Source organism: Pantoea sp. Fr-CA_6 (genome assembly GCF_024520895.1).
Taxonomy (GTDB): Bacteria; Pseudomonadota; Gammaproteobacteria; order Enterobacterales; family Enterobacteriaceae; genus Pantoea; species Pantoea agglomerans.
The window spans coordinates 499,942-523,708 of the sequence record NZ_JALNPO010000002.1; the positions used below are offsets into that span (position 1 = coordinate 499,942).

The window sequence follows — 23,767 nt, forward strand, 5'->3', positions numbered from 1 at the left end:
TGAACGTTAAAACCCAACACAGAGATAAACAGGAACGCCAATGCGCAAGAATACCCGCTTTAAGTTTAACCAGTTCATGACCCGCCTCGCCGAGCTGAACGGCGTCGAAACCGACGACATGAACAAAAAATTTACCGTTGAGCCGTCGGTCACGCAGACCCTGATGAGCCGCGTGCAGGAGTCTTCCGACTTCCTGACCCGCATCAACATCGTGCCGGTGTCCGAAATGAAGGGCGAGAAAATCGGGATCGGCGTGTCCGGCTCGATTGCCAGCGTGACCGACACGGCAGGCGGCGACGAGCGCGAAACCGCTGACTTTGCCGCGCTGGATAAGCAGGGCTATGAGTGTGTGCAGGTCAACTACGACTTTCATATCCGCTATAACACGCTCGACCTGTGGGCGCGTTATGAAGATTTTCAGGCCCGCCTGCGTGATGCCATCGTAAAGCGTCAGTCGCTTGACCGCATCATGATCGGCTTCAACGGCGTGACCCGCGCCAAAACCTCGAACCGCGCCAAATTCCCGATGCTGCAGGACGTGGCTGTCGGCTGGCTGCAGAAGTACCGCAATGATGCGCCGGAACGCGTGATGAGCAAAATCACCGACGAAAACGGCACTGTCGTCTCTGAAAAAATCCGCGTCGGCAAAAACGGTGATTACGCCAACCTTGATGCGCTGGTGATGGATGCCACCAACACCCTGATCGAGCCGTGGTATCAGGAAGACCCGGAGCTGGTTGTTATCGTGGGCCGTCAGCTGCTGGCTGATAAATACTTCCCGATCGTCAACCAGTCGCAGGCCAACACCGAGCAGCTGGCCGCCGACCTTATCGTCAGCCAGAAACGCATCGGCAACCTGCCAGCGGTGCGCGTGCCGTACTTCCCGGCCAATGCGCTGATGATCAGCCGCCCGGATAACCTGTCGATTTACTGGCAGGAAGGCACGCACCGCCGCCTGATTGACGAAGTGCCGAAGCGCGACCGCATCGAAAACTACGAGTCCATCAATGAGGACTACGTGATCGAGGATTACGCGGCCGGTTGCCTGGTTGAAAACATCGAAGTCGGTGAGTTCAGCGCGGCTGCAGAAACCCCGGCAGCAGAAACCCCGGAGGCGTAACGCATGTTAAGCCCTGCCCGACGTCACCGTATGCGCCAGCAGGCTATCGAAGCCTCGCAGAACGCCGACAACCCGCTGCGCTACGCCAGCGGCTATGAGCAGATGCTCATCAAGCTCAACGACGACAAGCGCCGCCTGAAGAAAGTGCACTCTAACGAGCGCAAGGCGGAGCTGAAGCGTCAGCTGCTGCCTGAGTACCTGCCGTGGGTGTCCGGCGTACTGGAGAAAGGCAAAGGCGCACAGGATGCCGTGCTGATGACCGTCATGATCTGGCGGCTCGATGCAGGCGACGTGACCGGCGCGCTGGAGATTGCCCGGTACGCGCTGACGCATGGCCTTGTGTCGCCTGACGGCTTTAAGCGCGCCAGCCTGCCTTATCTGCTGGCCGAGGAAGTCGCCAGCGCGGCAACGCGCGCCTGGACGGCAAAAGCGCCGGTCGATGTTGACCCGCTGCTGGCAACCATTGCGATGACGGAATCCGAAGACATGCCCGATCAGGTGCGCGCCAAGCTGCACAAGATAACCGGGTATGTGCTTCGCGATGCGGGCAGGGCTTCGGAGGCGATGACCCACCTTGCAAGGGCGCATCAGCTGCACGACGGCTGCGGCGTCAAAAAAGACATAGAGCGGCTGGGAACGGCGATGAAAAAACAGGCCATCGCCAGCCGCTGACCGAACGCGACCCCGCGCACGGGCGGCAGGACGGCAACGCACTTTCAGTGTCTGCGCCGTCCTCCACCGCCCACCTATTTCAAAGGCCGATTATGAATAACACGGTTGTTATCCCCGCCCCGCGACCGGCAGACGCTGCCGAGCCGCCGGTAAAGAATACGTTTTTCTGGCCTGACGTTGACCTGCAGCAGCTGCGCGATTCGCTGCGCTATGAGGGGACGGTCACGGCGCAGCGCCTGCGCCTGGCCGTGAAGACGGCAATTTCTGAAGTAAACGCCGAGCTGTACGACTGGCGCGCCGCGCAGATTGCGGCGGGCTTTAAGGCGCTGGCCGAAGTGCCTGCGGAATCGCTGGACGGCGAGAGCGAAAAGATTACGGCCTACCTTGCCGCCGTCAGCGCGCTGACCGCCGCCACCATCGTCGAGCGCTATCGCGGCTATGACGCCAGCGGCACGAAAAAAGCGGGCGAAATCGAGGCGAGCGCCGACGAGTACTGGCGCGATGCGCGATTCAGTATCAGCCGCATCGCCGGTAAGCCTGGCTGCATTGTGGATCTGCTCTGATGAACGTTTACGCGCAGCAGGGCGATACCGTTGACGAAATCTGTCAGCGCTATTACGGGCGAACCGGTCAGGCCGTCGAGCTGGTTTATGAAGCTAATCCGGGCCTCGCCGAAAGCGGGCCGGTGCTGCCACACGGCTGCGAGGTGACGCTGCCTGATCTGCCTGAATCTTCAGCAGGTGAAACCGTCAACCTGTGGGACTAAAAATGGAAAAAATCAGCTCTGTGATCAACTACCTGATAGGCCTCATCCTGATGTGGTTCGGCCGTCATACGCCACAGGATATCGCCTTTATGGTCGGTTCCGGCGTGGCCGTTATCACGCTTATCACTAACGTGGCGACGTTCTTTATCAACTGGCATTACCGCCGTAAAACCTACGAGCTGCAGCGCCTGCGGGGGGTGAGCCTTGAGCCAGACCGTTAAACGCTGCGCCGTGGTAGCCGTGCTGGCAATTGCTGCGCTGCTGCCTCAGTTCAAAACCCTGAAAACGTCCGAGGCCGGGCTTGCGCTCATCGCCAACGCCGAGGGGTGCCGCACCTCGCCCTATCAGTGCAGCGCCGGAGTCTGGACAAACGGCATCGGTCACACAGAGGGCGTGACGCCGCAAAGCCAGGTCAGCGAGCGACAGGCGGCCGTCAATCTTGTGTATGACGTGATGCGCGTCGAGCGCGGGATCGATGCCTGTATGTCGGCTGAGATGCCACAGCCGGTCTATGACACGGCCGTTTCATTCGCCTTTAACGTCGGCGTGCGCGCGGCCTGCAGCTCGACCTTTGCCCGTTACATCATGATGCAGCACTGGTCTGATGCCTGTAATGAGCTGCGGCGCTGGGTGTACGTTAAGGGCGTTAAAAATCGCGGGCTGGAAAACCGCCGCGCGAATGAGACAGCCTACTGCCTGCGGGGTGTCAAATGACGCGGCTGATAGCTCTGCTTCTGGCCGTCGCTCTGCTGGCGCTGGGCGTGACCGGCTGGCAGTGGAAAGTTGCAAAAGACGACCTGACCAGCGCACAGCGCATTATCGGCACGCTGTCGGCCGGTATCGAGAGCCGCGACCGGGCGATAGCCAGGCTGGACGCGGATGCGAAAGCCAGCCAGAAGCGCGAGGCCGAGCTGCGGCTGATGCAGGGCCGTGCCAGCACGGCCGCGCTTAACCGTGAAATGACCATACAGAGAGAAACCGATGCGAATCCGATACTGCGTAACTGGTCTGCTGCTGATCTGCCTGACGATGTTATCCGGCTGCACGCCCGTCCGGCCTTCGCCAGCGCCAGAGATTATCTGGATTGGGTGTCCGCGCGTGACAAGCTGCCCGGTGCCGGGAAACAGCCTTAAAACGGCGGGCGATCTGGCGGCGGACAATCGCCAGCTTGAGGCCGCACTCGCCGCCTGCGGGCTGCAGGTCGAAATAATCAAAGACTGCCAGGAGCAGCACGATGCTGAAACCCCAACAACTGCGCCAGACACTGACCGACAGCGTGCCGGAGCTGCAGCGAAACCCTGACGCGCTGAACGTGTTTATCGACAGCGGGCGCATCGTCTCGACGCTTGCCAGCTCGCTGTCGTTTGAATACCAGTACCGGCTTAACATGGTCATTACCGATTACGCCGGTAACATCGACCTGCTGATCGTGCCGCTGCTGGCATGGCTTCGCACGAATGAACCCGACATTATGGCAAGCGAGGAAAAGCGCCGGACGGGCTTTACCTTTGAGGCAGATGTTATCAGCGACACGGCCAGCGATATCAGCATTGAGCTGCAGCTGAGCGAGCGCGTGATCGTGAAGCAGGCCGACGACGGGCTGCACGTGACCCACGTCGGCGAGAACCCGCTGCCGGAGAATGACGCGCGGCCGGTGCAGCTTTACGTTAAAGGCGAGCTGGTCAGCGAGTTACAGACATGAGCGAGCTGCAGCTGGTAAATGACCGTCTGGAGGCGCTTATCAGCAGCCTGTCAGCCCCGGCGCGTAAAGAAATGGCGCGCAGTATTGGCCGCAGGCTGCGCGCGAGTCAGCAGCAGAACATCAAGCGCCAGCAGGCACCTGACGGCACGCCGTTTAAAGCCCGAAAAACGCAGCCGGTGCGCAGCAAAAAGGGCCGGATAAAGCGAGAGATGTTTGCAAAGCTGCGCACGGCTAAATACATGAAAACGCAGGCCAGTCCGAATGAAGCCGTGATCGAGTTTGCGGGTAACGTGCAGCGTATGGCCCGCGTGCATCATTACGGCCTGCGTGACCGGCCAGCGCGTAAAGGTAAAGAAGTGCAGTATGAGTCACGACCACTTTTAGGGTTAAATAAACTGGACTTACAGTCTATAGAAGACGTTATTATGGGTCTTATCGGATAACTAACTTTTTATGTATTAAGGAATGTAAATGGCCGCATTCACAAGAATATTAGGGTATGCGTTAGTAATTATTAGCGTCTATATGGCATTGAGGGGGGAGGCGGCTGGAGGCGCTATAGGCGTATCGGCAGGGTTTATTTTTATAATCCTTGGGACTATTCAGCCAAAAGATATTGAGGAAATTAATATCTTTAAATCAGGCATAAAACTTAGGGCAACATTAGATAGAGCGGAAGAAATAATTTTAAATTTAAAAGCTATTGCAATGCCTCTAAGTGAAATGGCTATTACAACCGCTGCGCTGCAATTAAAGCAGGGACAAGGAATTAGTCGGAGAAATTTAGAAGACCTGGTTATCAGAACTGAAAGCGCATTAAAAACAATGGGCGCAAAAACTGATGATATTGAATCTAGCAAGAAAATTTTCTACGAAGTAAAGAGTTTCGTGTTAGCTCAGGACATTTTTTGGAATTTTCATGAGGCAAAGTCTCCTGTTATTGGTCAGAAGTGGCTTGAAATGAATGAGGAAATGACTAAGGTCAGGCAGGTTCAGGGGGATGAATCGGAAATAAATAGAAAATATGCGCCTTATACAGATAGCATTGTTCATTTTCAAATAAAATCATTTCTGGAAGAGAGTGCCACCTCTAAAAACATAAAATCTGAGTTTAATGAGAAGTTACGATCATATAATAATTACCTTGATGAAACCACTAGAGAAATGGTAATTGAAATGCTTAAGCCAAGACTGGATGAGCTTGAGCACTTCAATAATACACATCAATTATTAAACCCCCATCAATATCTATCTGTTGAAAAGTCCCCCTTCTAAAATTTTCAATGTTTGCCTGTACATCACAGGGCGGCCGTTAGTTGCTGCCCTGTGCACTTCAGGGTGAAATTACCCTATGAACGAACAACTCGCAGAAATTCAGCGCCTGCTGCGCAACCTGATCCGCATCGGAACCGTGTCGGCCGTCAATCTTGATGGCGGGCTGTGCCGTGTCGATACAGGAAAAAACACAACCGGCTGGCTGCACTGGCTGAGCGCCCGCGCGGGTAAAACCCGCTCCTGGAATGCACCGTCAGTGGGCGAGCAGGTTCTTGTTCTGTGCCTGGGTGGCGAACTTGATACCGGCTTTGTGCTGCCGGGCATTTTCTCGGATAACAACCCGGCTCCGTCTGCCTCGGCCGATGCGCTGCACTGGTCATTTCCTGACGGCGCGGTGATCGAGTACGAGCCGGAAAACGGTGCGCTGATTGCAACCGGCATACAGACCGCAACTATTAAAGCGGCGGTAAAAATCCTGTTCGACTCGCCAGAAGTGGAATGCACAACGCTTCTCAAAACTGCGCGGCTGGAAGTCACCCAGGGCGCCACGATGAAAGGCGATGTTACGCATAGCGGTGGCAAGTTGAGTTCTAACGGTGTCGTCGTGGATGACCACGATCATGGTGGCGTGCAGCGCGGCGGTAGCAGAACTGAGGGCACGCAATGACAACCGCGAAATATATCGGCATGAACCGGGAAACCGGCGGCGCGTTGACCGACCTTGATCATATCCGGCAGTCGGTGCGTGACATTCTGCTGACCCCGCTCGGCTCCAGGGTGATGCGCCGCCAGTATGGTTCGCTTTTATCCGCGCTGATTGACCAGCCGCAAAACGAGGCGCTGCGCCTGCAGATTATGTCTGCCTGCTATATGGCACTCCTGAAATGGGAGCCGCGCGTAAAGCTGACCGCCATAAGCGTTGAGTCGGATATCAACGGCGCAATGGTGGTTGAGCTGTCCGGCAACCGCACCGACGGCGCGCAGCCTTTTTCCTTAACCGTTACTGTGAGCTGAGACTATGGCAACTATCGACCTGAGCCAGCTGCCCGCGCCTGACGTGGTGGAGGCGCTGGATTATGAAGCCCTGCTGGCCGAGCGAAAGGCGACGCTGATTTCCCTTTACCCCGCTGACCAGCAGGAGGCCGTCGCCCGCACGCTGACGCTGGAGTCAGAACCTATCGTTAAACTGCTGCAGGAAAATGCTTATCGTGAGCTGATCCTGCGACAGCGCATCAATGAGGCGGCAAAGGCGGTAATGGTGGCGTATGCGCTGGACGGCGACCTTGACCAGCTCGGCGCAAACAATGGCGTAACCCGCCTGACCATTACCCCGGCCGACGATACAACCATGCCGCCGACCGCCGCCGTGATGGAAAGTAACGACGATTTCCGGCTGCGCATTGCCTCGGCCTTTGAGGGGCTGAGCGTGGCCGGGCCGACCGGCGCATATGAGTACCACGCCAGAAGCGCAGACGGCCGCGTAGCCGATGCATCGGCCATCAGCCCGTCGCCCGCCGTTGTTACCGTGACTGTGCTCGCGCGTGAGGGAAATGGTGTGGCGGGCGACGATCTGCTGGCCGTGGTTAACGGTGCGCTCAACGACGAAGATGTGCGCCCGGTTGCCGACAGGGTGAGCGTGCAGTCAGCCAAGATTGTGGAATATGAAATCGTGGCCGAACTTTACCTCTATCCGGGGCCGGAGGCGGAGCCAATCCGCGCCGCCTCAGAGGCAAAGCTCGCCGCCTTTGTCAGCGCGCAGAAGCGCCTCGGCCGCGACATTCGCCTGTCTGCGCTGTATGCCGCCATGCACGTTGAGGGCGTGCAGCGCGTCAACCTGATTAAGCCGTCGGCTGATGTGGTGCTGGACAAAACGCAGGCCGCTTACTGCACGGGATACGCGCTGACCGTAGGAGGCTCGGATGAGTGATCGCCTGCTGCCGACCGGCTCGTCAGCGCTTGAGATTGCTGCCGCCGAGGCGCTGGCAAGCCCCGGCGCGATGAGCGTGCCGCTGCGCCAGTTATGGAATCCGTACACTTGCCCGGTGGAGCTTCTGCCCTATCTGGCGTGGGCGTGGTCAGTTGACCGCTGGGATTCAGACTGGCCTGAATCGACAAAGCGCGCCGTGGTTGCCTCTTCGCAGTACGTGCACCGGCACAAGGGCACGATAGGCGCTATCCGCCGCGTCGTTGAGCCGCTGGGCTATCTCATCAAAATAATCGAGTGGTGGAAAACCAACGAAGCGCCAGGCACGTTCCGGCTGGACGTAGGCGTACTGGATACCGGCATCACCGAGGAAATGTATAACGAGCTGGAGCGCCTGATAGCTGACGCCAAGCCCTGCAGCCGTCACCTTATCGGCCTGTCCATTAATCTCGATGCTAACGGCACTCTGCCGGTCGCCGTTGCCAGCTACAGTGGCGACGAGCTGACTGTTTACCCTTACACCCCTGAACTTATCAGCGTCGGCGGGCCGGTCTATTCCGGCGCGGCGGTGCATCTTATTGACCTGACGGAAGTGAGCGCATGACGACTAAATATTTTGGTTTGCTGACCAACCAGGGCGCGGCTAAGCTGGCAAACGCCGCTGCGCTCGGCACTAAAGTAGATATCACCTCAATGGCCTTGGGTGATGGCGGTGGCACGCTGCCGACGCCTGACACGGCACAGACAAAGCTCATCGGCGAGAAGCGTCGCGCGCAGCTTAATTCTCTGACCGTTGACGCGGTAAATAGCAGCCAGATTATCGCCGAGCAGGTTATCCCGGAAAGCGACGGCGGTTTCTGGATCCGCGAAATCGGCCTCTATGACGCCGACGGCGTGCTGATTGCCGTTGCTAACTGCCCGGAAACTTACAAGCCGATGCTAGCCGAAGGTAGCGGCCGCACGCAGACCGTGCGCATGATTTTGATCGTGAACAGCACAACGGCCGTCACGCTGAAGATTGATCCGTCAGTCGTGCTGGCGACGCGCAGGTATGTTGATGATGCTGTGATTGAGGTGAGAGCCTACGCTGACAGCGTAATGAAAAATCATACCGATGCTAAAAATCCCCACAGCCAGTACCTGCAGATCGCAAGCGCCCTGGCAGAAATCAAAGACGCCGGGCTTGTTGAAGAAGCATTAAAGAGCCTGGGTTTGATGAGTGCCGCGCAACGTGCTGTCGGAACGGGAAGTAAGCAGATTCCGGATATGAGCTTTTTTGGTATGTCGGCCGCATCACCCGGCTATCAGATTTTGCCGGGCGGTATTGTCCTGCAGTGGGGTCTGGCTGCCGTGCCGATAGCGGGCAGCGTGAATATCAAGTATCCGGTCGCCATTGGTCTGGGACTCGCGCAATTTGCCTCGCCGGTAGACGGCAGTTCAACAAATAACTATCGCGTGGGCGTGGCGACTTCTGACAAAGCCAGCATAACTCTGACCTCGACCAATACATCCAGCGTTACAGGCGTGATGTGGCTGAGCATCGGTAAAATGAACCAGTAAGGCAGACTATGGAAAATAAATATTATTACGCGCCATCAACGGGCGGCTTTTATCAGTCATTAATTCATGCCGCTATCCCTGAAGATGCGCTGGAAATTACCGGGCAGGATTATCTCGCCCTGCTGGAAGGCCAGAGCGCCGGAAGCGAAATCATATCCGGCCATGATGGCTGGCCTGTTCTGGCCGAGCCAGAAGGGCCAACCCGGCCAGAGCTGATTGCAGCGGCTGATAATGAAAAGCTAAGGCTGCTGTCGGTTGCAGCTCTTAAAATTGCACCATTACAGGATGCTGCAGACTTTGATGAGCAGACTAAGGATGAAGTCGCGGCGCTGAAGGCATGGAAAAATTACCGGATTAAGGTTAACCGGGTGGATACATCAATAGCCCCTGACATAAGCTGGCCGGTTACTCCTGCATAGTGTTAAAGCCCTCCGGGGCTTTTCTTTTGTCCGCTGTTCTGCCAGCAAACTGCAACCGCATGCGCTACCCCGTGTGACCTGACACCCTGAGCACACCCTCAAAACGGAGTGCATCAGATGTCTGATTATCACCATGGTGTCCGCGTCGTCGAAGTTAACGACGGCACGCGCACCATTACAACCGTATCAACCGCAATCGTGGGCATGGTCTGCACCGCGCAGGATGCGGATGCGGCAACCTTTCCGCTCAATACGCCGGTACTTATCACCAATGTGCAGGGCGCTGTCGGTAAGGCTGGCAAAAAAGGCACGCTTGCGGCTGCGCTGCAGGCCATTGCTGACCAGTCCAAACCTGTGACCGTCGTCGTGCGCGTGGCTGAAGGTGCCGACGAAGCCGAAACCACGTCCAATATCATCGGCGGCACGGATGAAAACGGCCAGTATACCGGCATGAAAGCGCTGCTCGCCGCGCAGACCCAGCTCGATGTTAAGCCGCGCATTCTCGGCGTGCCGGGGCTGGATTCACTGCCTGTGGCAACCGCGCTTGCCAGCATTGCGGAGCAGCTGCGCGCCTTTGCCTATGTTTCAGCATGGGAATGTAAAACCATTTCCGAAGCTCGCCTGTACCGCCAGAATTTCAGCCAGCGCGAAATCATGGTTATCTGGCCTGATTTCGTTGCATGGAACACCGCGACCAGTAAATCCGATACCGCCTTTGCGACCGCGCGCGCGCTGGGCCTGCGCGCCAAAATCGACAACGACACCGGCTGGCATAAAACCCTGTCTAACGTCGGCGTCAACGGCGTGACCGGCATTTCCGCATCAGTGTTCTGGGATTTGCAGCAGACCGGTACCGACGCCGACCTGCTCAATGAGGCCGACGTCACCACGCTGATCCGTAAAGGCGGTTTCCGCTTCTGGGGCAACCGCACCTGCAGTGATGACCCGCTGTTTCAGTTTGAGAACTACACCCGCACGGCGCAGGTGCTGGCCGACACGATGGCCGAGGCGCACATGTGGGCGGTTGATAAGCCGCTTACGGCGGTTCTGGTGCGCGAGATTATCGCGGGCATCAATGCGAAATTCCGCGAGCTGGTTAACGCCGGTTATCTGCTGGGTGCATCTGCCTGGTATGACGAAAGCGCCAACGATAAAGACACCCTGAAGGCGGGCAAGCTCTTTATCGATTACGACTATACGCCGGTTCCGCCGCTGGAAGACCTGACGCTGCGCCAGCGCATCACCGACACCTATCTGGCGAACTTCGCCGCATCCGTAAACAGCTGAGGAGCCGGGTAAATGGCACTGCCACGCAAACTGAAGGGCATGAACCTTTTTAACAACGCCAACAGCTATCAGGGCGTCGTCACCGCCGTGACCCTGCCTAAGCTGGCGCGCAAGCTCGACCCGTTCCGCGCAGGCGGCATGAGCGGCGCGGCCTTTATCGATAACGGTCTGGAAGATGACGCGCTCGATGTTGAATGGAGCATCGGCGGCATCGATGAGCTGGTACTCACGCAGTGGGGCGCGTCTGACATTCCCCTGCGCTTTACCGGCTCTTACCAGCGCGACGATACCGGCGAGGAAATCGCGGTGGAGATTGAGGTGCGCGGTAAGCATCAGTCGTTTGATTTTGGCGAAGCCAAACAGGGTGAAGATACCGAAACCAAAATCACCAGTAAAAACACCTATTACAAGCTGACCTTTAACGGCAAAGAGCTGATCGAAATTGACACCATCAACATGGTGGAGAAGGTCAACGGCGTTGACCTTCTTGAGCAGCGCCGTAAAAACCTCGGCCTGGTATAAACCCTGACGCCAGCGCACGTCGCTGGCTTTAACTGACTACAGTGAACAGAGAATAATCATGGAAACGAAAGATAACGTTGTTGAGTTTGAAACCCCGCTGATGCGCGGCGAAACCGAAATCAAAAGCGTGGAGCTGATTAAGCCGAATGCCGGTAGTCTGCGCGGCGTGCGCCTGGCTGATCTGTGCCAGTCGGATGTTGATTCCCTGCTGATCGTGCTGCCCCGCATTACCCTGCCAGCACTGACTAAGGCCGAATGTAACGCCCTTGATCCGGTTGACCTGATTGCGCTGGGCGGCAAGGTGATTGGTTTTTTGCAGTCGAAGTCGGACGAATAGACTGGCCGCACGGCCTGACGGTCAACGACCTGATGGCCGACATTGCCACGATATTTCACTGGCAACCTTCCGAGATGTACGACATGCCGCTGGCCGAGCTGATGGGCTGGCGGCATAAAGCCTTTATCCGCAGCGGAGCAACCCCGGATGAGCAATAACCTCAAGGTTCAGGTGCTGCTGAATGCTGTAGACAAAGCCTCGCGCCCCTTCAAAGCCGTACAGACTGCAGCCAAAAATCTTTCGTCTGATATACGCCAGACGCAGACAACGATTAAGGAGCTGGATGCACAGGCGGGGAAAATTGATGGCTTCCGCAAGGCCAGTGCGCAGTTGGCCGTCACGCAGCAGAGCCTCAAAGACGCAAAGCAGGAGGTAGCAGCGCTGGCCGTGCAGTTTAAAAACACGGAGCGCCCGACGACACAGCAGGCCCGCGCACTGGAAAAGGCCCGCCAAGCAGCGTCGGAGCTGCAGACGAAGTCCAACAGCCTGCGCCTTTCGGTGCAACAGCAGCGCGAGGCGCTTAACGCGGCGGGGATTTCCACTAAAAGCCTGAGCAGCGAGCAGCAGCGCCTGAAATCCGCCTCGGCGCAGGCAACCGTCAGCCTAAGCCGTCAAAAAATGGAGCTGCAGCGGCTGAATGCGCAGCAGGAGCGGCTGAACCAGACCAGCGAGCGCTACCGTAAAGGGCAGGAGCTGTCGGGCAAGGTGCGCAACATGGGCGCAGCCGGTGTCGGCGCAGCAACGGTCGGAGCTGTGGCCGCTTCATCCGTGCTGCGTCCTGGCTATGATTTCGCCCTGGCGAACTCCACACTTCAGGCAACTCTTGGCCTCGATAAAAAGTCGCCTGAGTTTCAGTCTCTGAGAACCCAGGCGCGCAGCATCGGCGACAACACCGCAGCCTCAGCGAACGATGCCGCGCAGGCGCAGATAGTAATAGCCAAAGCAGGTGGCAGCGTTGATGACATTAAGGCGGCAACGCCTGTTACGCTGAATATGTCACTCGCTAACAACCAAACAATGGAAGACAGTGCAGAGCTGCTGATGAGCACTAAAAACGCTTTCGGACTGGCTAATAGCGAAGTCGCTCATCTGGGCGACGTGATTTCCGCCACCCTCAATGGAACAGCTACAAAGTTTCAGGATCTGAGCGATGCAATGCCCTATGTCGCTTCAGTCGCTAAAAATGCCAAAGTCAGTGCCGAGCACACGGCGGCGATGATTGGCGCGCTGGCAAATAATGGCACTACTGGCAGCATGGCTGGTACAGGTATTCGCGCGATGCTGCTTCGCGTGCAGGCACCGACTGGCGCAGCCTTTAAGGCCATAAAGGAACTGGGCGTCAACACTGCTGACAAAAAAGGCAACATGCGCCCCTTCTTCACCATCCTGAAGGAGATGCAGAAATCTTTTGAAAAAAACAAACTCGGTGATGCGCAGCAGGCCGAATACCTGAAAACCATATTCGGGGAGGAGGCCGCGTCTTCAGCAGTGACGCTGATGAAATCTGCATCCAGCGGTGAGCTTGACAGGCTGACTAAGAATTTCCAGAACTCTGATGGCAGCACAGAAAAGCTGGTCAAAGTGCAGCAGGACAATCTCGGCGGCGACTTCAAGGAAATGCAGTCAGGCTATGAGGCGCTGGGCACAGATATTTATGACCAGATGGACAGCAGCCTGCGCACACTTACCCAGGACACAACGAAATTTCTGCTCAATATAGATAAGTGGGTACAGGCAAACCCGGTTCTGTCAGCGGGCCTTGCTAAAGCGGCAGCGGCTGGACTGATTTTTGTTGGCGCGCTGGGCGCTATCGGGCTGGTAGCCTGGCCGGTGATTGCGGGCGTGAATACCCTGATTGCCGGTGCGGGGTTCCTCGGCACGGCATTCAGCATCGCTGGCGGAGCTATTACGGCCGCGCTCGGCGCTATCACGCTGCCGGTGGTGGCCGTCGCGGCGGCAATCGTGGCCGGGGCGCTAATGGTGCGCAAATACTGGGAGCCTATCAGCGCCTTCATAGCAGGCATGGCCGAAGGGTTTACCGCAGCGATGGGGCCGATCAGTGATTCCTTCGGTTCGCTGAAGCCGGTTTTTGAGTGGGTAGGTGGCAAGGTCAAAGAGCTGTGGGACTGGTTCGGCAAACTGCTGGAGCCGGTGAAATCCACGCAGACCGAACTTGCCGCCGCCGGAGACATGGGTAAGAAGTTCGGCAACATGCTGGCCGAGGCGCTGAAAATTCCGAGCCACGCGCTCGATCAGCTTATGGGCGGCATCAACTGGGTGCTGGATAAGCTCGGCATTATCGACACGAAATCCGATGGCCTCAAAGACAAAGTCCCGTCCCCGGATCCGGTAGCAACCGGTGGCGCGGGCGCAGATACCGGCGGGCTGCAATACAACATCGCCTATGGTGGCGCGCCTTACCGCCCGGTTTCAGCCCCGTCAGCCGGGGGCGGATTCACCGACCGCAGCCAGAATACGTATCAGTATGAAATCAACATGCATGAGGGTATGACCAAAGACGACGCAATGGCGCTGATGGCGCAGCACCAGGCTAAAGAGCAGCGCAACCGGCAGGCACAGAACCGCAGCAAAATGGGCTGGGAGGATTAAACGATGATGATGATTTACGGCATGATGCCGTTTATGCGACAGACCCTGCCTTACGGGGATATGCAGCAGAATATCGACTATCGCTGGCCCACTAACAGCCGGTTCGGGCAGCGTCCGTCGGCGCAGTTTATCGGTCCGGGCGATGAAAAAATTACGCTTTCCGGTGAGCTTCGCCCGGAAATCACAGGCGGCTCGGTGTCGCTGATGACCGTCCGCCTGATGGCCGACGAGGGAATGGCGTGGCCGCTGATTGGCGGCAGCGGCATGATTTACGGCATGTACGTGATCGAGAGTATTTCTAACACCTTCAGCGAGTTTTACCCCAACGGGACGGCAAGTAAAATCATGTTTACCCTGAGCCTGAAGCGCGTTGATGAGTCTCTGACGTCCATGTTTGGCGATCTGAAGAAACAGGCTGACGGACTTATCAGCGGTTCCGCCAGTCTGCCAGGGCAACTCACGTCAGCAATCGACGGCGTGAAGTCGGCGGCCGGCAGCCTGATTTCATCTGCAGGAGGGCTGCTCGGATGATCGGGATAAGCAGCCTGCCGGTGCAGGCCGGGGCGCAGCTGACGCCTGATTTCATGCTCAAGGTTAACTCCAAAGACGTCACAACCAATATCCGGGATCGCCTTATCTCGATGACGCTGACCGATAATCGCGGCTTTGAGGCTGACCAGCTGGATATTGAGCTTGACGATGCCGACGGGCAGCTGGCTATGCCGGTGCGCGGCGCAGTGATAACGCTGTTTCTCGGCTGGAAAGGCCAGACGCTTTTCGGGAAAGGTAATTTCACGGTGGATGAGGTAGAGCACCACGGCGCACCGGACACCATGACCATTCGTGCCCGCAGCGCTGATTTCCGTGGCTCGCTCAATTCTCGCCGGGAGGTGTCCTATCACGACACTACCTTGGGGGAAGTCGTGATGCAGATAGCCGCGCGCAATAACTTAAAGCCCATGCTGGCCGATGGATTCGCCGGAATTGCCGTGGCTCACATTGACCAGACCCAGGAAACAGACGCTAAATTCCTGACGCGACTCGCTACACTTTACGGCGCTGTTGCAGCAGTGAAGGCCGGGCGGCTTCTGTTTATCCGTCCCGGTAATGGTGTCACCGCCAGCGGGAAGCCAATCCCGCAGATGACCATCACGCGACAGGATGGCGACCGGCACAGCTTCAGCATTGCCGACCGTAGCGCATATACCGGCGTCTCCGCAAGCTGGCTGCATACCAAAGACCCCAAGCCCAAGAAAATTAAGGTGAAACGCAAGCCGAAGGTAAAGCACCTGCGCGCGCTGGAGCATCCGGCGGCTAAAAAGAAAAAGACGACCACGACCAAAACGCCGGAGGCCCGTGAAGGTGATTATCTGGCTGGCACGGAAGACAACATATTTACGCTGACGACCGTGTATGCGACGAAAGCGGCAGCGATGCGAGCAGCTAAAGCAAAGTGGGATAAGCTACAGCGCGGCGTCGCTGAGTTCTCGCTTACGCTCGCGATGGGGCGTGCCGACCTGTACCCGGAGACACCGGTCAGGGTGAGCGGCTTTAAATCCGTGATGGATGCGCAGCCGTGGATTATCAGCAAAGTGACGCATAGCCTTTCAAGTGGAGGCTATACAACACAACTTGATTTCGAGGTATTGCTATCTGATGTTGAGTACACGGCAGAAGAGGATGGCGTAGCAGGTGAAGATGAGGAGTAAATGAGATGAAACTTAAATTTGCAAAATCAAGTTTGATTATTCAAAATACAAGCAGCCGCCACCGCTTCGCCATCTAAAGGATTATTGATCATGATGCACTGCCCGTTATGCAGCACCGCAGCTCACGCTAAAAGCAGCCGCTATATCTCGAAAGAAACAAAAGAGCGTTACCATCAATGCACTAACATCAATTGCAGTTGTACTTTTAAGACGCACGAGGCACTAGCGGGGATTATCGTAAGTCCGGGGCAGGTGAACAAAGTGACGCTCCATGTACATCAAGAGCAGCAGCCGTTGCAGTTGCACTGAGTAAAGCCCGTGAAAAGCGGGTTTTTTTATGCCCGCTGCCATCGAAAATTTTCTGCTGCCATTTTGCTGCCATGTGAAAAATATAAAGGCCATATCAAAACTTAAGTTATTGAAAAATAATATTAAAAACAATGAAAATGTTTATAAATTCAGTATAGCCTGTTTTAAGGCTGGAGCGCTAAGGGTCTGACAGGTAAACTCCCCCTAATCCTATTCTCTGACGTTGGTGTCGGCGTGGAACTGAAAGCAACCTCGATGGGCAAACGGCTTGCCCAGCATCCCTATAATCGTGTCCGTTTAATGGCGGCAGGCGTCGAAGTCAGCGGCGATAAGCATGAGTATCTGATCCCCTTTAACCAGTTACTGGATATCGCCTGCAAGCGCGGGCTGGTGTGGGGTGAGCTGGAGTTTTTGCTGGCCGATGAAAAAGTGGTCCGCCTGCATGGCACGGAATGGCAGGAAACGCAGCGCTTTCACCACTATCTGCTGCAGGCCTGGCAGAGCTGGAGTCTGGAGATGAGCGCAGTGTGCCGCGAGGTGCTGCAGGCGCTACGCGACGAAATCGAGGCGTTTGGCGCGCAGGATCGCTGGCTGAACCGCCACGAGTTGCAGGCGCTGAAAACCAACATCCTCAAACAGTTCGATGCGTTGCCGATGCCGCTCTCACGATTAAAAGATTTTGCTGACTGCCGGGACAACTGGCAATTCTGTCAGCGCTGGCTGGAGCAGGGCGAAACGGCGTTGCGGCAGCGAAACCGTGACTGGACGGCCGCCATGCTCACCCGCTATCAGGATTTCTTTGCCAGCGTCGAGAGCACGCCACTCAATCAGTCGCAATGTGAGGCGGTGGTTAATGGCGAGAATTCTCTGCTGGTACTGGCAGGCGCGGGCAGCGGTAAAACCTCGGTGCTGGTGGCCCGCGCAGGCTGGTTAATGCAGCGCAAGCTGGCCAGCGCCGATCAAATCCTGTTACTGGCATTTGGCCGCCAGGCGGCTGAAGAGATGAACGCACGTATCCAGTCGCGGCTCTCCGCCGCTGACATCCAGGCGCGGACCTTTCATTCTCTGGCGCTGCATATTATTCGTGAAGGCAGTAATAAGCAGCCGGTTATCAGCAAACTTGAGAGTGATGCCGATGCGCGTCGCACGCTGCTGATCCAGCAGTGGCGGCAGCAGTGTCATGAGAAGAAGGCGCAGGCAAACGGCTGGCGTCAGTGGCTGCGTGATGAACTGGAGTGGGAGTTGCCCGATGGGCCATTCTGGGAGGACGACAGGCTGGCAAACCGGCTGGCGTCACGACTGGAGCGCTGGCTCGGTCTGATGCGTATGCATGGCGGTGCGCAGGCAGCGATGATCGCCGACGTGCCCGAAGAGATCCGCGATCTCTTCAGTAAGCGCATCAAACTGATGGCACCGTTGCTGAAAGCGTGGAAGAGCGCATTAAAAGAGGAGGGCGCGGTCGATTTTTCGGGTCTGATTCACCAGGCGATTGCCATTCTGGAAAAAGGACGGTTTATCAGTCCGTGGAAACACATTCTGGTGGATGAATTCCAGGATATCTCGCCTCAGCGTGCCGCGTTGCTGAGCGCATTACGCCAGCAGAATAAGCGTACTGCACTGTTTGCTGTTGGTGATGACTGGCAGGCTATCTACCGCTTTAGTGGGGCGGAGATGACGCTGACGACGGCATTCCATCACTATTTTGGTGAGGGAGACCGCTGCGTACTGGACACAACCTACCGTTTTAACGACCGCATCGGCGACATTGCTAACCGGTTTATACAACAAAATCCGCAGCAGCTGGCAAAACCGCTGAACAGCATTACCAAAGGCAATAAAAAGTCGATTTCGCTGCTGGCGCAGGATCAGCTGGAAGCCTTGCTGAACAAACTCAGCGGTTACGCGAAGCCTGATGAGCGAATTCTGCTGCTGGCGCGTTATCACTATCTGCGGCCGGATTTACTGGATAAAGCCAGAACCCGCTGGCCAAAGCTCAATCTGGAATTTATGACGATTCATGCCAGCAAAGGTCAGCAGGCGGATTACGTTATTCTGCTGGGATTACAGCAGGGTAAAGAGGGCTTCCCGGCAGAGGCGCGCGAATCGATTATTGAACAGGGCTTATTACCGCAGCCAGAAGCGTTCCCTGATGCAGAAGAGCGCCGTCTGGCCTATGTGGCACTGACTCGCGCGCGTCAGCAGGTTTTTCTGATGTTCGATAAGGCAGCGCCGTCACCGTTTGTCGATCACTTCCGCGAGCTGGGTGTGCCGGTGCTGCGTAAAGCCTGAGTTACTTCAGACGATCGGCCAGATAGCGCTGATAGTCGGGGATCATAATCTCTACACTTTGCGCAAACAGTGGCGACTGAATGATAAAGTCAGCCGTGGAGCGGTTAGTGGCTACCGGGATATTCCATACGGTAGCCAGACGCAGCAGCGCTTTGACATCCGGATCGTGCGGCACTGCGTTGAGTGGATCCCAGAAAAAAATCAGTGCATCGATCTTTCCTTCCGAAATCAGCGCACCCACCTGCTGATCGCCGCCCATCGGGCCGCTCAGCATGGCTGTAACATTCAGGCCCGTATCGCGATTGATCAGATTCCCGGTAGTGCCGGTAGCATAGAGGATGTGCGATTCCAGCGCGGGCTGGTTTTGTTTCACCCAGTCAAGCAGGGCGGCTTTGCAGTGGTCGTGGGCGACCAGCGCGATATGTTTTGTGGTGCCGAGGGTACGAACAATCTGTTCCATAAAGGCGTCCTGGTAAGGCTCATGCGCAAGAAGAGAGAGCATGAGTGTACCTCTGGCCTTTCGACTCTATCAACTTGTACGTAGCATTTTGACCAGCGTCAGAAGCTGCTGACGCGTGGCTTCATCGAAGCGGTGAAACCAGCGGTGCAGCGAGGGCAGTTCGGCCTGAGTAGTCCAGTCCAGATCGGCGGTAAGCCGGACGGAAGAGGGCGTTGCAGAAGGGGTATTTGCAAACCGCGGCACAGAGGCAATCTGGCGGGTGCGATTATAATTCAGCATCGCTTTTTCCATATCTGCGGATGTGGTGACCGGCAGGTGGTCGCGCACGCTGGTAATCTCCGTGCCTTTTTCATCCACCAGCTGAAAGTTCAGGCTGCGGTCAAAATGATAACGCTCGCGTTTTGTCTCCAGCGCAGGCAACCGAATGGTAATGGTTTTGGCAACCGCGGTGAACGTGACGATCATCGGTACCGACTGATAAGCGATGACGTTCTCATTCTGACCTTTGCGCTGCTGCTCTACCCGAAACAGAAACTGATGCTGACCGCGGTCCAGCTCCAGGCTGTCTGCACCTTTGAGAAGGGAGCCTGAAATTTTTCGACCATCCAGCACCAGCAAATCGATATGAGGATCGAGCTTTAATGTGATGGCAGAACAGGACGCCGAAACGAGGAGGGTAATTAACCCCGTTACAGCCAGCGACAGCTTCATTTCAACTCCGGTAACTGAAGACACAAAGGATGGTGTGTAGCAAATTCTTACATTATGGCAGTTAATTTACATTTAAACATATTTATTCGTGCGCGGGTTCAATTAATTTCGCTGAGGACTTACCCGCTAAAGGGCACGCCAATCTACACTCAACACTGGCCTGAAAGGAGATAAACATGAACGATCAGACAATTCGTGAGGTGCTGACGCGCACCCAACGTATCGCCTTAGTCGGAGCAAGCGATCGCCCCGAACGTCCCAGTTACGGTGTGATGAAATATCTGCTCGATCAGGGGTATGAGGTGATCCCGGTCAGCCCGAAACTGGCAGGGAAAACGCTGCTGGGGCAGCAGGGGTATGCCAGCCTGGCGGATGTACCGGGCAAGATTGATATGGTGGATGTCTTTCGCAATTCTGAAGCCGCGTGGGGCGTGGCCCAGGAGGCTATTGCCGTTGGGGCAAAAACATTATGGCTGCAGCTGGGCGTGATTAATGAGCAGGCGGCGGTACTGGCACAGGATGCGGGCATGACGGTGATTATGGATCGCTGCCCGAAGATTGAAATTCCGCGTCTGGGAATAACGCGTCAGAAATGATGAGTGTGGCGGCAGAGCGTGCCGCCACAGATTAATGTCGCAGATGAGGTGCCTGTAATTGCTGACGTACCGATGCTGCCAGCTCATCCATTGAAGGCTGCTCAGGGTGTTCAATGCTGGTTTCGCCGGAAAGCTGAATCTCAGCAACATAGGTATGTACCTGATCGCCTTCCTCATCTTCCATCACCACATGATACCAGGGCGCGGTGCGCATTTTCTCTTCCGCGCCAACATCTTCAATTTTAGGCTCATCTAACGAGTATTCAGGATCGACATCGACGATAACGCCCAGTACGCCGGACAAACGATGACGAACCTGCTGACCAATACCAAATTTACTGGCAATCATTGTGACCTCCGAAAAAAAAGCTCTCTTACCAATATGGGGGCAGGAGCCGTTTTTTCAAGTCACATGACGCGGCAGGCGAAACCTTTCAGGTAGAGACCTTCCGGATAGCTGGCGATCACCGGATGATCTGCGGCCTGGCGGAACTGCTCAATAAACTGCACTTCACGGCCCGCATCCAGCGCGGCATCGGCGATGATCTTCTGAAACAGATCGGTGGCCATCAGACCGGAGCAGGAGAAGGTCATTAATATGCCGCCCGGATTCAGTAACTGAATGGCGAGCATATTAATGTCTTTATAGCCGCGACAGGCGCCCATCAACTGGCTTTTGTTTTCGACGAACTTTGGCGGATCCATAATAATCAGATCAAATTTCTCGCCACTGTCCCGGTAACGGCGCAGCAGTTTGAAAACATCATCACGCTCAAATTGCGCGCGGGAGAGATCCAGCTCATTGAGTTCAACGTTCTGACGGGCAACGTCCAGCGCCTCCTGGGAGGTATCCACGCTGATCACTTCTTTACAGCCACCCATCAGCGCAGAAACCGCGAATCCGCCGGTGTAAGAGAAGCAGTTAAGGACACGGGCATCCTGCGCGTAACGACGCGTGGCGAGACGGCTATCACGCTGATCAAGGTAATAGCCGGTTTTGTGACCGCCCTGGATATCCACCAGCAGCTTCATGCCATGTTCGGTAATCGGCAGCAGCGGCGGTGGCAGTTCACCGGTAACGGTGCCCTGCGTCAGCGCCAGCCCCTCTTTCTTACGAACGGCGACGTCAGAACGGTCATAGATGGCGCAGCCAGGGAAACAGTGCTGCAGGGCGGTGATGATCGCTGCACGCTGATATTCTGCGCCTGCTGAGAGCAGCTGCATTACTAAAAAGTTGCCAAAGCGGTCAATGGTGACGCCCGGTAAACCATCAGATTCACCAGCGATCAGGCGATAGCTGTCCAGACCATCGCGGGCCGCCAGCCATTCGCGCCACTGCTGCGCCTGTTCAAACCGGCGGACAAAGAAGGCGATATCGATGGATTCATCGGCCTGCCAGCTCCAGACGCGGGCGCGGATCTGCGACTCGGGTGAATAAGCGGCGCGAGCCAGCCATTTACCGTTGCTGTCACAAACGTCAATGGTTTCACCCAGTTGCGCTTTACCTTCCAGACGCGCAACGGCACCTGAAAAGACCCATGGATGGCGACGGAGCAGGGACTTTTCACGTCCCTTTGCGAGAATCAATCTGACTGTCATAGTTTGCTATGCTTACCTGAAAAAATGAGGCGCCATTGTCCGGTGGATAACGGGAAATTGCAACGAACAGCAGCAGGAGAGAATAATGTCAGCAGCCTGTTTTAAAGCATGGGTTCATGGCCGCGTCCAGGGCGTCGGGTTTCGTTACAGTACTCAGGCAGAAGCCAGGACGCTGGGCGTACTGGGCTATGCGCGAAATCTGGATGACGGCAGTGTCGAGGTGCTGGCCTGGGGTGAGGCGGAGCAGGTCGATGCGCTGATCGCCTGGCTTAAAGCGGGCGGGCCACGCAGCGCGCGCGTTGAAAAGGTGCTGGTGGAGCCGCACCAGCCCGCAGAGCCGCCCCGCGATTTTACGACCGGTTAATTACAGACATTTCGCCGGTTTAGGCAGGCCGGCGATTTTCGTCGCCTGTTTAGCCGGCCCTTCAGGGAACAGGCGGAACAGATAGCGGCTATTGCCTTTCTCTTCGCCATATTTCTGCGCCATCGCCTTCACCAGCATTCGCACGGCGGGTGAGGTGTTATATTCCAGATAAAAGGCGCGCACAAAATGGACCACTTCCCAGTGTGCTTCAGTCAGGGTCAGGCCTTCCTGCTCAGCGATGTGGACAGCCAGTGCTTCACTCCAGTCGCCGGGATGCTTCAGATAGCCTTCGGCATCGACGGCGATTTCGTTACCGTTAAAATTCACGTGACATCCTCTTAGTAAATGACGGCGCAGTTTATCAAACCTGGCGGGCAGTAAAAGCAAAAACCCCGCCGAAGCGGGGTTTTACAGGCTACTGTCACTGCGGATTAGTTACTGCGGGCAAACCCCAGCAGGCTCAGCAGGCTGACAAAGATGTTATAGAGCGAAACATAGAGGCTGACCGTAGCCCGGATGTAGTTGGTTTCGCCACCGTGAATGATGTTGCTGGTTTCCCACAAAATCGCACCGGCTGAAAACAGAATGAACAGGGCGCTGATGGCCAGATGCAATGCAGGCAGCTGCAGGAAGATGTTGGCTACCACAGCAACCAGCAACACAACGAAACCTGCCATCATCATGCCGCCGAGGAAGGACATATCACGACGGGTGGTCAGCACGTAGGCCGAACAGCAGAAGAACACCAGCGCCGTGCCGCCCAGCGCCAGCGCTATCACGTCACCCATGCCTGCGGTTAAGAATGAGCTCAGGATAGGCCCCAGGCAATAACCCAGGAAGCCGGTAAAGGCAAAAGCGGCCAGAATGCCCATCGGGCTGTTAGCCAGACGGTAGGTTAAAAACATTAAGCCATAGAAGCCAACCAGCATCAGGATTAAACCCGGCGCAGGCAGGGCCAGCAGGGTGCTGGCGGTAGCCGTAACGGCCGAGAAGGCCAGGGTCAGTCCGAGAAGAAAATAGGTATTGCGCAGAACTCTGTGCGTTGACAGCAGTGAGGACTGCGATGAGGTGACAATTCTTTCCATGTTGCGCTCCTTTAAGCAGAACACCAAATATGTGCCGAGAATACGCAGGCCATTAAAGAGGGAAAAGGCGTTTTACCCTTCTTTACGCGCTAAACTGCTAATTGTTTGAGCAGAGTGGCGATTTTGACATCGAAAAATCACATTCTGGCTGTTTTTCAGGCGAATAGACAGATAGGTGCTTTACATCCCTAAACGGGGTGTTTATAGTGCGCGTCATTGCGGAGGGGTGGCCGAGCGGCTTAAGGCAGCGGTCTTGAAAACCGCCGATGGGAAACCATCCGAGAGTTCGAATCTCTCCTCCTCCGCCACTTTATCTGCCCTGGGCAATAAAGCGGCAAAAATAAGTGTTTTGCCAATGCAGTACAGTTTCAAAACGGAGGGGTGGCCGAGCGGCTTAAGGCAGCGGTCTTGAAAACCGCCGATGGGAAACCATCCGAGAGTTCGAATCTCT

Annotated in this window: 34 protein-coding genes and 1 tRNA gene; 29 read left to right on the forward strand and 6 right to left on the reverse strand. The window is 56.2% G+C overall.

Annotated elements, in window-relative coordinates; genetic code table 11:
* Positions 1 to 40: 40 nt before the first annotated feature.
* The 26 genes from NR201_RS05435 to helD all read left to right on the forward strand — a co-directional run bounded on the left by NR201_RS05435 (position 41) and on the right by helD (position 18,501).
* Entirely contained in the window at positions 41 to 1,120 is a 1,080-nt protein-coding gene (locus NR201_RS05435) for a phage major capsid protein, P2 family (protein ID WP_256849455.1), read from the forward strand.
* 3 nt (positions 1,121 to 1,123) lie between these two features.
* Positions 1,124 to 1,792, forward strand: a complete 669-nt coding sequence (locus NR201_RS05440) for a terminase endonuclease subunit (protein WP_256849456.1) — start codon at positions 1,124 to 1,126, stop codon at positions 1,790 to 1,792.
* A gap of 92 nt (positions 1,793 to 1,884) precedes the next feature.
* Positions 1,885 to 2,355 carry a head completion/stabilization protein gene (locus NR201_RS05445; RefSeq protein ID WP_256849457.1) on the forward strand — a complete coding sequence of 157 codons (471 nt, stop codon included), beginning with the start codon at positions 1,885 to 1,887 and terminating at the stop codon, positions 2,353 to 2,355.
* A complete protein-coding gene (locus tag NR201_RS05450; protein ID WP_256849458.1) occupies positions 2,355 to 2,558 on the forward strand; it encodes a tail protein X in 204 nt (67 codons plus the stop codon). The genes NR201_RS05445 and NR201_RS05450 overlap by 1 nt, the downstream gene beginning before the upstream one ends.
* A 2-nt stretch (positions 2,559 to 2,560) precedes the next feature.
* Entirely contained in the window at positions 2,561 to 2,779 is a 219-nt protein-coding gene (locus NR201_RS05455; protein ID WP_010255079.1) for an HP1 family phage holin, read from the forward strand.
* The gene (locus NR201_RS05460) at positions 2,763 to 3,272 is read left to right on the forward strand and encodes a lysozyme (RefSeq protein ID WP_256849459.1); all 510 of its coding nucleotides are present in this window, start codon (positions 2,763 to 2,765) and stop codon (positions 3,270 to 3,272) included. Before NR201_RS05455 ends, NR201_RS05460 begins: the two co-directional genes overlap by 17 nt.
* The gene (gene lysB / locus NR201_RS05465; protein ID WP_111207779.1) at positions 3,269 to 3,691 is read left to right on the forward strand and encodes an Rz-like lysis system protein LysB; all 423 of its coding nucleotides are present in this window, start codon (positions 3,269 to 3,271) and stop codon (positions 3,689 to 3,691) included. Before NR201_RS05460 ends, lysB begins: the two co-directional genes overlap by 4 nt.
* A complete protein-coding gene (lysC, locus tag NR201_RS05470) occupies positions 3,588 to 3,860 on the forward strand; it encodes an Rz1-like lysis system protein LysC (protein WP_230299990.1) in 273 nt (90 codons plus the stop codon). The genes lysB and lysC overlap by 104 nt, the downstream gene beginning before the upstream one ends.
* Positions 3,793 to 4,260, forward strand: coding sequence for a phage tail protein (locus NR201_RS05475; RefSeq protein WP_163851786.1), 468 nt, complete (start codon positions 3,793 to 3,795; stop codon positions 4,258 to 4,260). The genes lysC and NR201_RS05475 overlap by 68 nt, the downstream gene beginning before the upstream one ends.
* Positions 4,257 to 4,703, forward strand: coding sequence for a phage virion morphogenesis protein (locus NR201_RS05480; protein WP_256849460.1), 447 nt, complete (start codon positions 4,257 to 4,259; stop codon positions 4,701 to 4,703). The genes NR201_RS05475 and NR201_RS05480 overlap by 4 nt, the downstream gene beginning before the upstream one ends.
* 28 nt (positions 4,704 to 4,731) lie before the next feature.
* Positions 4,732 to 5,535 (forward strand): hypothetical protein, encoded by an 804-nt coding sequence (locus NR201_RS05485; protein ID WP_256849461.1) that lies wholly within the window; start codon positions 4,732 to 4,734, stop codon positions 5,533 to 5,535.
* A gap of 76 nt (positions 5,536 to 5,611) precedes the next feature.
* Positions 5,612 to 6,202 carry a phage baseplate assembly protein V gene (locus tag NR201_RS05490; RefSeq protein ID WP_256849462.1) on the forward strand — a complete coding sequence of 197 codons (591 nt, stop codon included), beginning with the start codon at positions 5,612 to 5,614 and terminating at the stop codon, positions 6,200 to 6,202.
* Positions 6,199 to 6,549, forward strand: a complete 351-nt coding sequence (locus tag NR201_RS05495; RefSeq protein WP_256849463.1) for a GPW/gp25 family protein — start codon at positions 6,199 to 6,201, stop codon at positions 6,547 to 6,549. Before NR201_RS05490 ends, NR201_RS05495 begins: the two co-directional genes overlap by 4 nt.
* Positions 6,550 to 6,553: 4 nt before the next feature.
* The gene (locus NR201_RS05500; protein ID WP_256849464.1) at positions 6,554 to 7,462 is read left to right on the forward strand and encodes a baseplate assembly protein; all 909 of its coding nucleotides are present in this window, start codon (positions 6,554 to 6,556) and stop codon (positions 7,460 to 7,462) included.
* Entirely contained in the window at positions 7,455 to 8,063 is a 609-nt protein-coding gene (locus NR201_RS05505; protein WP_256849465.1) for a phage tail protein I, read from the forward strand. Before NR201_RS05500 ends, NR201_RS05505 begins: the two co-directional genes overlap by 8 nt.
* A complete protein-coding gene (locus NR201_RS05510; protein ID WP_256849466.1) occupies positions 8,060 to 9,019 on the forward strand; it encodes a phage tail protein in 960 nt (319 codons plus the stop codon). Before NR201_RS05505 ends, NR201_RS05510 begins: the two co-directional genes overlap by 4 nt.
* 8 nt (positions 9,020 to 9,027) lie before the next feature.
* On the forward strand, positions 9,028 to 9,438 hold the full coding sequence (locus NR201_RS05515; protein WP_256849467.1) for a tail fiber assembly protein: 411 nt from the start codon (positions 9,028 to 9,030) through the stop codon (positions 9,436 to 9,438).
* A 117-nt stretch (positions 9,439 to 9,555) separates the two neighbouring features.
* Entirely contained in the window at positions 9,556 to 10,725 is a 1,170-nt protein-coding gene (locus NR201_RS05520) for a phage tail sheath protein (RefSeq protein WP_256849468.1), read from the forward strand.
* 12 nt (positions 10,726 to 10,737) lie between these two features.
* Complete coding sequence (locus NR201_RS05525) at positions 10,738 to 11,247, forward strand: phage major tail tube protein (RefSeq protein ID WP_256849469.1); 510 nt, start codon at positions 10,738 to 10,740, stop codon at positions 11,245 to 11,247.
* 58 nt (positions 11,248 to 11,305) lie between these two features.
* Positions 11,306 to 11,584, forward strand: a complete 279-nt coding sequence (locus NR201_RS05530; protein WP_256849470.1) for a phage tail assembly protein — start codon at positions 11,306 to 11,308, stop codon at positions 11,582 to 11,584.
* Between the two features lie 32 nt (positions 11,585 to 11,616).
* On the forward strand, positions 11,617 to 11,742 hold the full coding sequence (locus NR201_RS05535; protein WP_071778604.1) for a GpE family phage tail protein: 126 nt from the start codon (positions 11,617 to 11,619) through the stop codon (positions 11,740 to 11,742).
* A complete protein-coding gene (locus tag NR201_RS05540) occupies positions 11,732 to 14,194 on the forward strand; it encodes a phage tail tape measure protein (protein ID WP_256849471.1) in 2,463 nt (820 codons plus the stop codon). The genes NR201_RS05535 and NR201_RS05540 overlap by 11 nt, the downstream gene beginning before the upstream one ends.
* 3 nt (positions 14,195 to 14,197) lie before the next feature.
* Positions 14,198 to 14,725, forward strand: a complete 528-nt coding sequence (locus NR201_RS05545; RefSeq protein WP_061704108.1) for a phage tail protein — start codon at positions 14,198 to 14,200, stop codon at positions 14,723 to 14,725.
* The gene (locus NR201_RS05550; RefSeq protein WP_256849472.1) at positions 14,722 to 15,903 is read left to right on the forward strand and encodes a phage late control D family protein; all 1,182 of its coding nucleotides are present in this window, start codon (positions 14,722 to 14,724) and stop codon (positions 15,901 to 15,903) included. Before NR201_RS05545 ends, NR201_RS05550 begins: the two co-directional genes overlap by 4 nt.
* 90 nt (positions 15,904 to 15,993) lie before the next feature.
* A complete protein-coding gene (locus NR201_RS05555) occupies positions 15,994 to 16,212 on the forward strand; it encodes an ogr/Delta-like zinc finger family protein (protein WP_256849473.1) in 219 nt (72 codons plus the stop codon).
* Between the two features lie 234 nt (positions 16,213 to 16,446).
* Positions 16,447 to 18,501 (forward strand): DNA helicase IV, encoded by a 2,055-nt coding sequence (gene helD / locus NR201_RS05560; protein WP_191938262.1) that lies wholly within the window; start codon positions 16,447 to 16,449, stop codon positions 18,499 to 18,501.
* Between the two features lies 1 nt (position 18,502).
* On the opposite strand, the gene mgsA is transcribed toward helD, so the two are convergent.
* Together mgsA and NR201_RS05570 are read right to left on the reverse strand one after the other, a co-directional pair.
* Complete coding sequence (gene mgsA, locus NR201_RS05565; protein ID WP_256849474.1) at positions 18,503 to 18,961, reverse strand: methylglyoxal synthase; 459 nt, start codon at positions 18,959 to 18,961, stop codon at positions 18,503 to 18,505.
* A 69-nt stretch (positions 18,962 to 19,030) separates the two neighbouring features.
* Positions 19,031 to 19,672: a DUF2057 family protein gene (locus NR201_RS05570; RefSeq protein WP_256849475.1), complete on the reverse strand. Its 642-nt coding sequence runs from the start codon at positions 19,670 to 19,672 to the stop codon at positions 19,031 to 19,033.
* A 176-nt stretch (positions 19,673 to 19,848) separates the two neighbouring features.
* Between NR201_RS05570 and NR201_RS05575 the strand changes: the two genes are divergently transcribed.
* Positions 19,849 to 20,268: a CoA-binding protein gene (locus NR201_RS05575; RefSeq protein ID WP_010669789.1), complete on the forward strand. Its 420-nt coding sequence runs from the start codon at positions 19,849 to 19,851 to the stop codon at positions 20,266 to 20,268.
* 31 nt (positions 20,269 to 20,299) lie between these two features.
* On the opposite strand, the gene hspQ is transcribed toward NR201_RS05575, so the two are convergent.
* Together hspQ and rlmI are read right to left on the reverse strand one after the other, a co-directional pair.
* Complete coding sequence (hspQ, locus tag NR201_RS05580) at positions 20,300 to 20,617, reverse strand: heat shock protein HspQ (protein WP_010246651.1); 318 nt, start codon at positions 20,615 to 20,617, stop codon at positions 20,300 to 20,302.
* Between the two features lie 59 nt (positions 20,618 to 20,676).
* The gene (rlmI, locus tag NR201_RS05585) at positions 20,677 to 21,867 is read right to left on the reverse strand and encodes a 23S rRNA (cytosine(1962)-C(5))-methyltransferase RlmI (protein ID WP_179257018.1); all 1,191 of its coding nucleotides are present in this window, start codon (positions 21,865 to 21,867) and stop codon (positions 20,677 to 20,679) included.
* Positions 21,868 to 21,952: 85 nt separating this feature from the next.
* Between rlmI and yccX the strand changes: the two genes are divergently transcribed.
* Positions 21,953 to 22,231: an acylphosphatase gene (gene yccX / locus NR201_RS05590; protein ID WP_010246647.1), complete on the forward strand. Its 279-nt coding sequence runs from the start codon at positions 21,953 to 21,955 to the stop codon at positions 22,229 to 22,231.
* On the opposite strand, the gene NR201_RS05595 is transcribed toward yccX, so the two are convergent.
* Positions 22,232 to 22,558, reverse strand: a complete 327-nt coding sequence (locus NR201_RS05595) for a TusE/DsrC/DsvC family sulfur relay protein (protein WP_010669791.1) — start codon at positions 22,556 to 22,558, stop codon at positions 22,232 to 22,234.
* A gap of 104 nt (positions 22,559 to 22,662) precedes the next feature.
* Complete coding sequence (gene yccA / locus NR201_RS05600; RefSeq protein ID WP_003850014.1) at positions 22,663 to 23,316, reverse strand: FtsH protease modulator YccA; 654 nt, start codon at positions 23,314 to 23,316, stop codon at positions 22,663 to 22,665.
* 220 nt (positions 23,317 to 23,536) lie between these two features.
* On the opposite strand from yccA, the gene NR201_RS05605 reads away from it, so the two are divergent.
* Positions 23,537 to 23,624: transfer RNA gene (locus tag NR201_RS05605), tRNA-Ser, on the forward strand.
* Positions 23,625 to 23,767 lie beyond the last annotated feature (143 nt).

Excerpts from the sequence above, each read along its gene's own strand:
- NR201_RS05555 (WP_256849473.1), top strand. The coding sequence starts at position 15,994 with ATGATGCACTGCCCGTTATGCAGCACCGCAGCTCACGCTAAAAGCAGC.
- NR201_RS05530 (WP_256849470.1), top strand. The coding sequence starts at position 11,306 with ATGGAAACGAAAGATAACGTTGTTGAGTTTGAAACCCCGCTGATGCGC.
- NR201_RS05440 (WP_256849456.1), top strand. The coding sequence starts at position 1,124 with ATGTTAAGCCCTGCCCGACGTCACCGTATGCGCCAGCAGGCTATCGAA.
- NR201_RS05445 (WP_256849457.1), top strand. The coding sequence starts at position 1,885 with ATGAATAACACGGTTGTTATCCCCGCCCCGCGACCGGCAGACGCTGCC.
- lysC (WP_230299990.1), top strand. The coding sequence starts at position 3,588 with ATGTTATCCGGCTGCACGCCCGTCCGGCCTTCGCCAGCGCCAGAGATT.
- NR201_RS05495 (WP_256849463.1), top strand. The coding sequence starts at position 6,199 with ATGACAACCGCGAAATATATCGGCATGAACCGGGAAACCGGCGGCGCG.
- NR201_RS05490 (WP_256849462.1), top strand. The coding sequence starts at position 5,612 with ATGAACGAACAACTCGCAGAAATTCAGCGCCTGCTGCGCAACCTGATC.
- NR201_RS05455 (WP_010255079.1), top strand. The coding sequence starts at position 2,561 with ATGGAAAAAATCAGCTCTGTGATCAACTACCTGATAGGCCTCATCCTG.
- lysB (WP_111207779.1), top strand. The coding sequence starts at position 3,269 with ATGACGCGGCTGATAGCTCTGCTTCTGGCCGTCGCTCTGCTGGCGCTG.
- NR201_RS05435 (WP_256849455.1), top strand. The coding sequence starts at position 41 with ATGCGCAAGAATACCCGCTTTAAGTTTAACCAGTTCATGACCCGCCTC.
- NR201_RS05525 (WP_256849469.1), top strand. The coding sequence starts at position 10,738 with ATGGCACTGCCACGCAAACTGAAGGGCATGAACCTTTTTAACAACGCC.
- NR201_RS05570 (WP_256849475.1), bottom strand. The coding sequence starts at position 19,672 with ATGAAGCTGTCGCTGGCTGTAACGGGGTTAATTACCCTCCTCGTTTCG.
- NR201_RS05515 (WP_256849467.1), top strand. The coding sequence starts at position 9,028 with ATGGAAAATAAATATTATTACGCGCCATCAACGGGCGGCTTTTATCAG.
- NR201_RS05485 (WP_256849461.1), top strand. The coding sequence starts at position 4,732 with ATGGCCGCATTCACAAGAATATTAGGGTATGCGTTAGTAATTATTAGC.
- yccX (WP_010246647.1), top strand. The coding sequence starts at position 21,953 with ATGTCAGCAGCCTGTTTTAAAGCATGGGTTCATGGCCGCGTCCAGGGC.
- NR201_RS05450 (WP_256849458.1), top strand. The coding sequence starts at position 2,355 with ATGAACGTTTACGCGCAGCAGGGCGATACCGTTGACGAAATCTGTCAG.
- NR201_RS05475 (WP_163851786.1), top strand. The coding sequence starts at position 3,793 with ATGCTGAAACCCCAACAACTGCGCCAGACACTGACCGACAGCGTGCCG.
- NR201_RS05510 (WP_256849466.1), top strand. The coding sequence starts at position 8,060 with ATGACGACTAAATATTTTGGTTTGCTGACCAACCAGGGCGCGGCTAAG.
- NR201_RS05505 (WP_256849465.1), top strand. The coding sequence starts at position 7,455 with ATGAGTGATCGCCTGCTGCCGACCGGCTCGTCAGCGCTTGAGATTGCT.
- rlmI (WP_179257018.1), bottom strand. The coding sequence starts at position 21,867 with ATGACAGTCAGATTGATTCTCGCAAAGGGACGTGAAAAGTCCCTGCTC.
- yccA (WP_003850014.1), bottom strand. The coding sequence starts at position 23,316 with ATGGAAAGAATTGTCACCTCATCGCAGTCCTCACTGCTGTCAACGCAC.
- NR201_RS05520 (WP_256849468.1), top strand. The coding sequence starts at position 9,556 with ATGTCTGATTATCACCATGGTGTCCGCGTCGTCGAAGTTAACGACGGC.
- mgsA (WP_256849474.1), bottom strand. The coding sequence starts at position 18,961 with ATGGAACAGATTGTTCGTACCCTCGGCACCACAAAACATATCGCGCTG.
- NR201_RS05500 (WP_256849464.1), top strand. The coding sequence starts at position 6,554 with ATGGCAACTATCGACCTGAGCCAGCTGCCCGCGCCTGACGTGGTGGAG.
- NR201_RS05545 (WP_061704108.1), top strand. The coding sequence starts at position 14,198 with ATGATGATGATTTACGGCATGATGCCGTTTATGCGACAGACCCTGCCT.
- NR201_RS05540 (WP_256849471.1), top strand. The coding sequence starts at position 11,732 with ATGAGCAATAACCTCAAGGTTCAGGTGCTGCTGAATGCTGTAGACAAA.
- hspQ (WP_010246651.1), bottom strand. The coding sequence starts at position 20,617 with ATGATTGCCAGTAAATTTGGTATTGGTCAGCAGGTTCGTCATCGTTTG.
- NR201_RS05535 (WP_071778604.1), top strand. The coding sequence starts at position 11,617 with ATGGCCGACATTGCCACGATATTTCACTGGCAACCTTCCGAGATGTAC.
- NR201_RS05550 (WP_256849472.1), top strand. The coding sequence starts at position 14,722 with ATGATCGGGATAAGCAGCCTGCCGGTGCAGGCCGGGGCGCAGCTGACG.
- NR201_RS05480 (WP_256849460.1), top strand. The coding sequence starts at position 4,257 with ATGAGCGAGCTGCAGCTGGTAAATGACCGTCTGGAGGCGCTTATCAGC.
- NR201_RS05575 (WP_010669789.1), top strand. The coding sequence starts at position 19,849 with ATGAACGATCAGACAATTCGTGAGGTGCTGACGCGCACCCAACGTATC.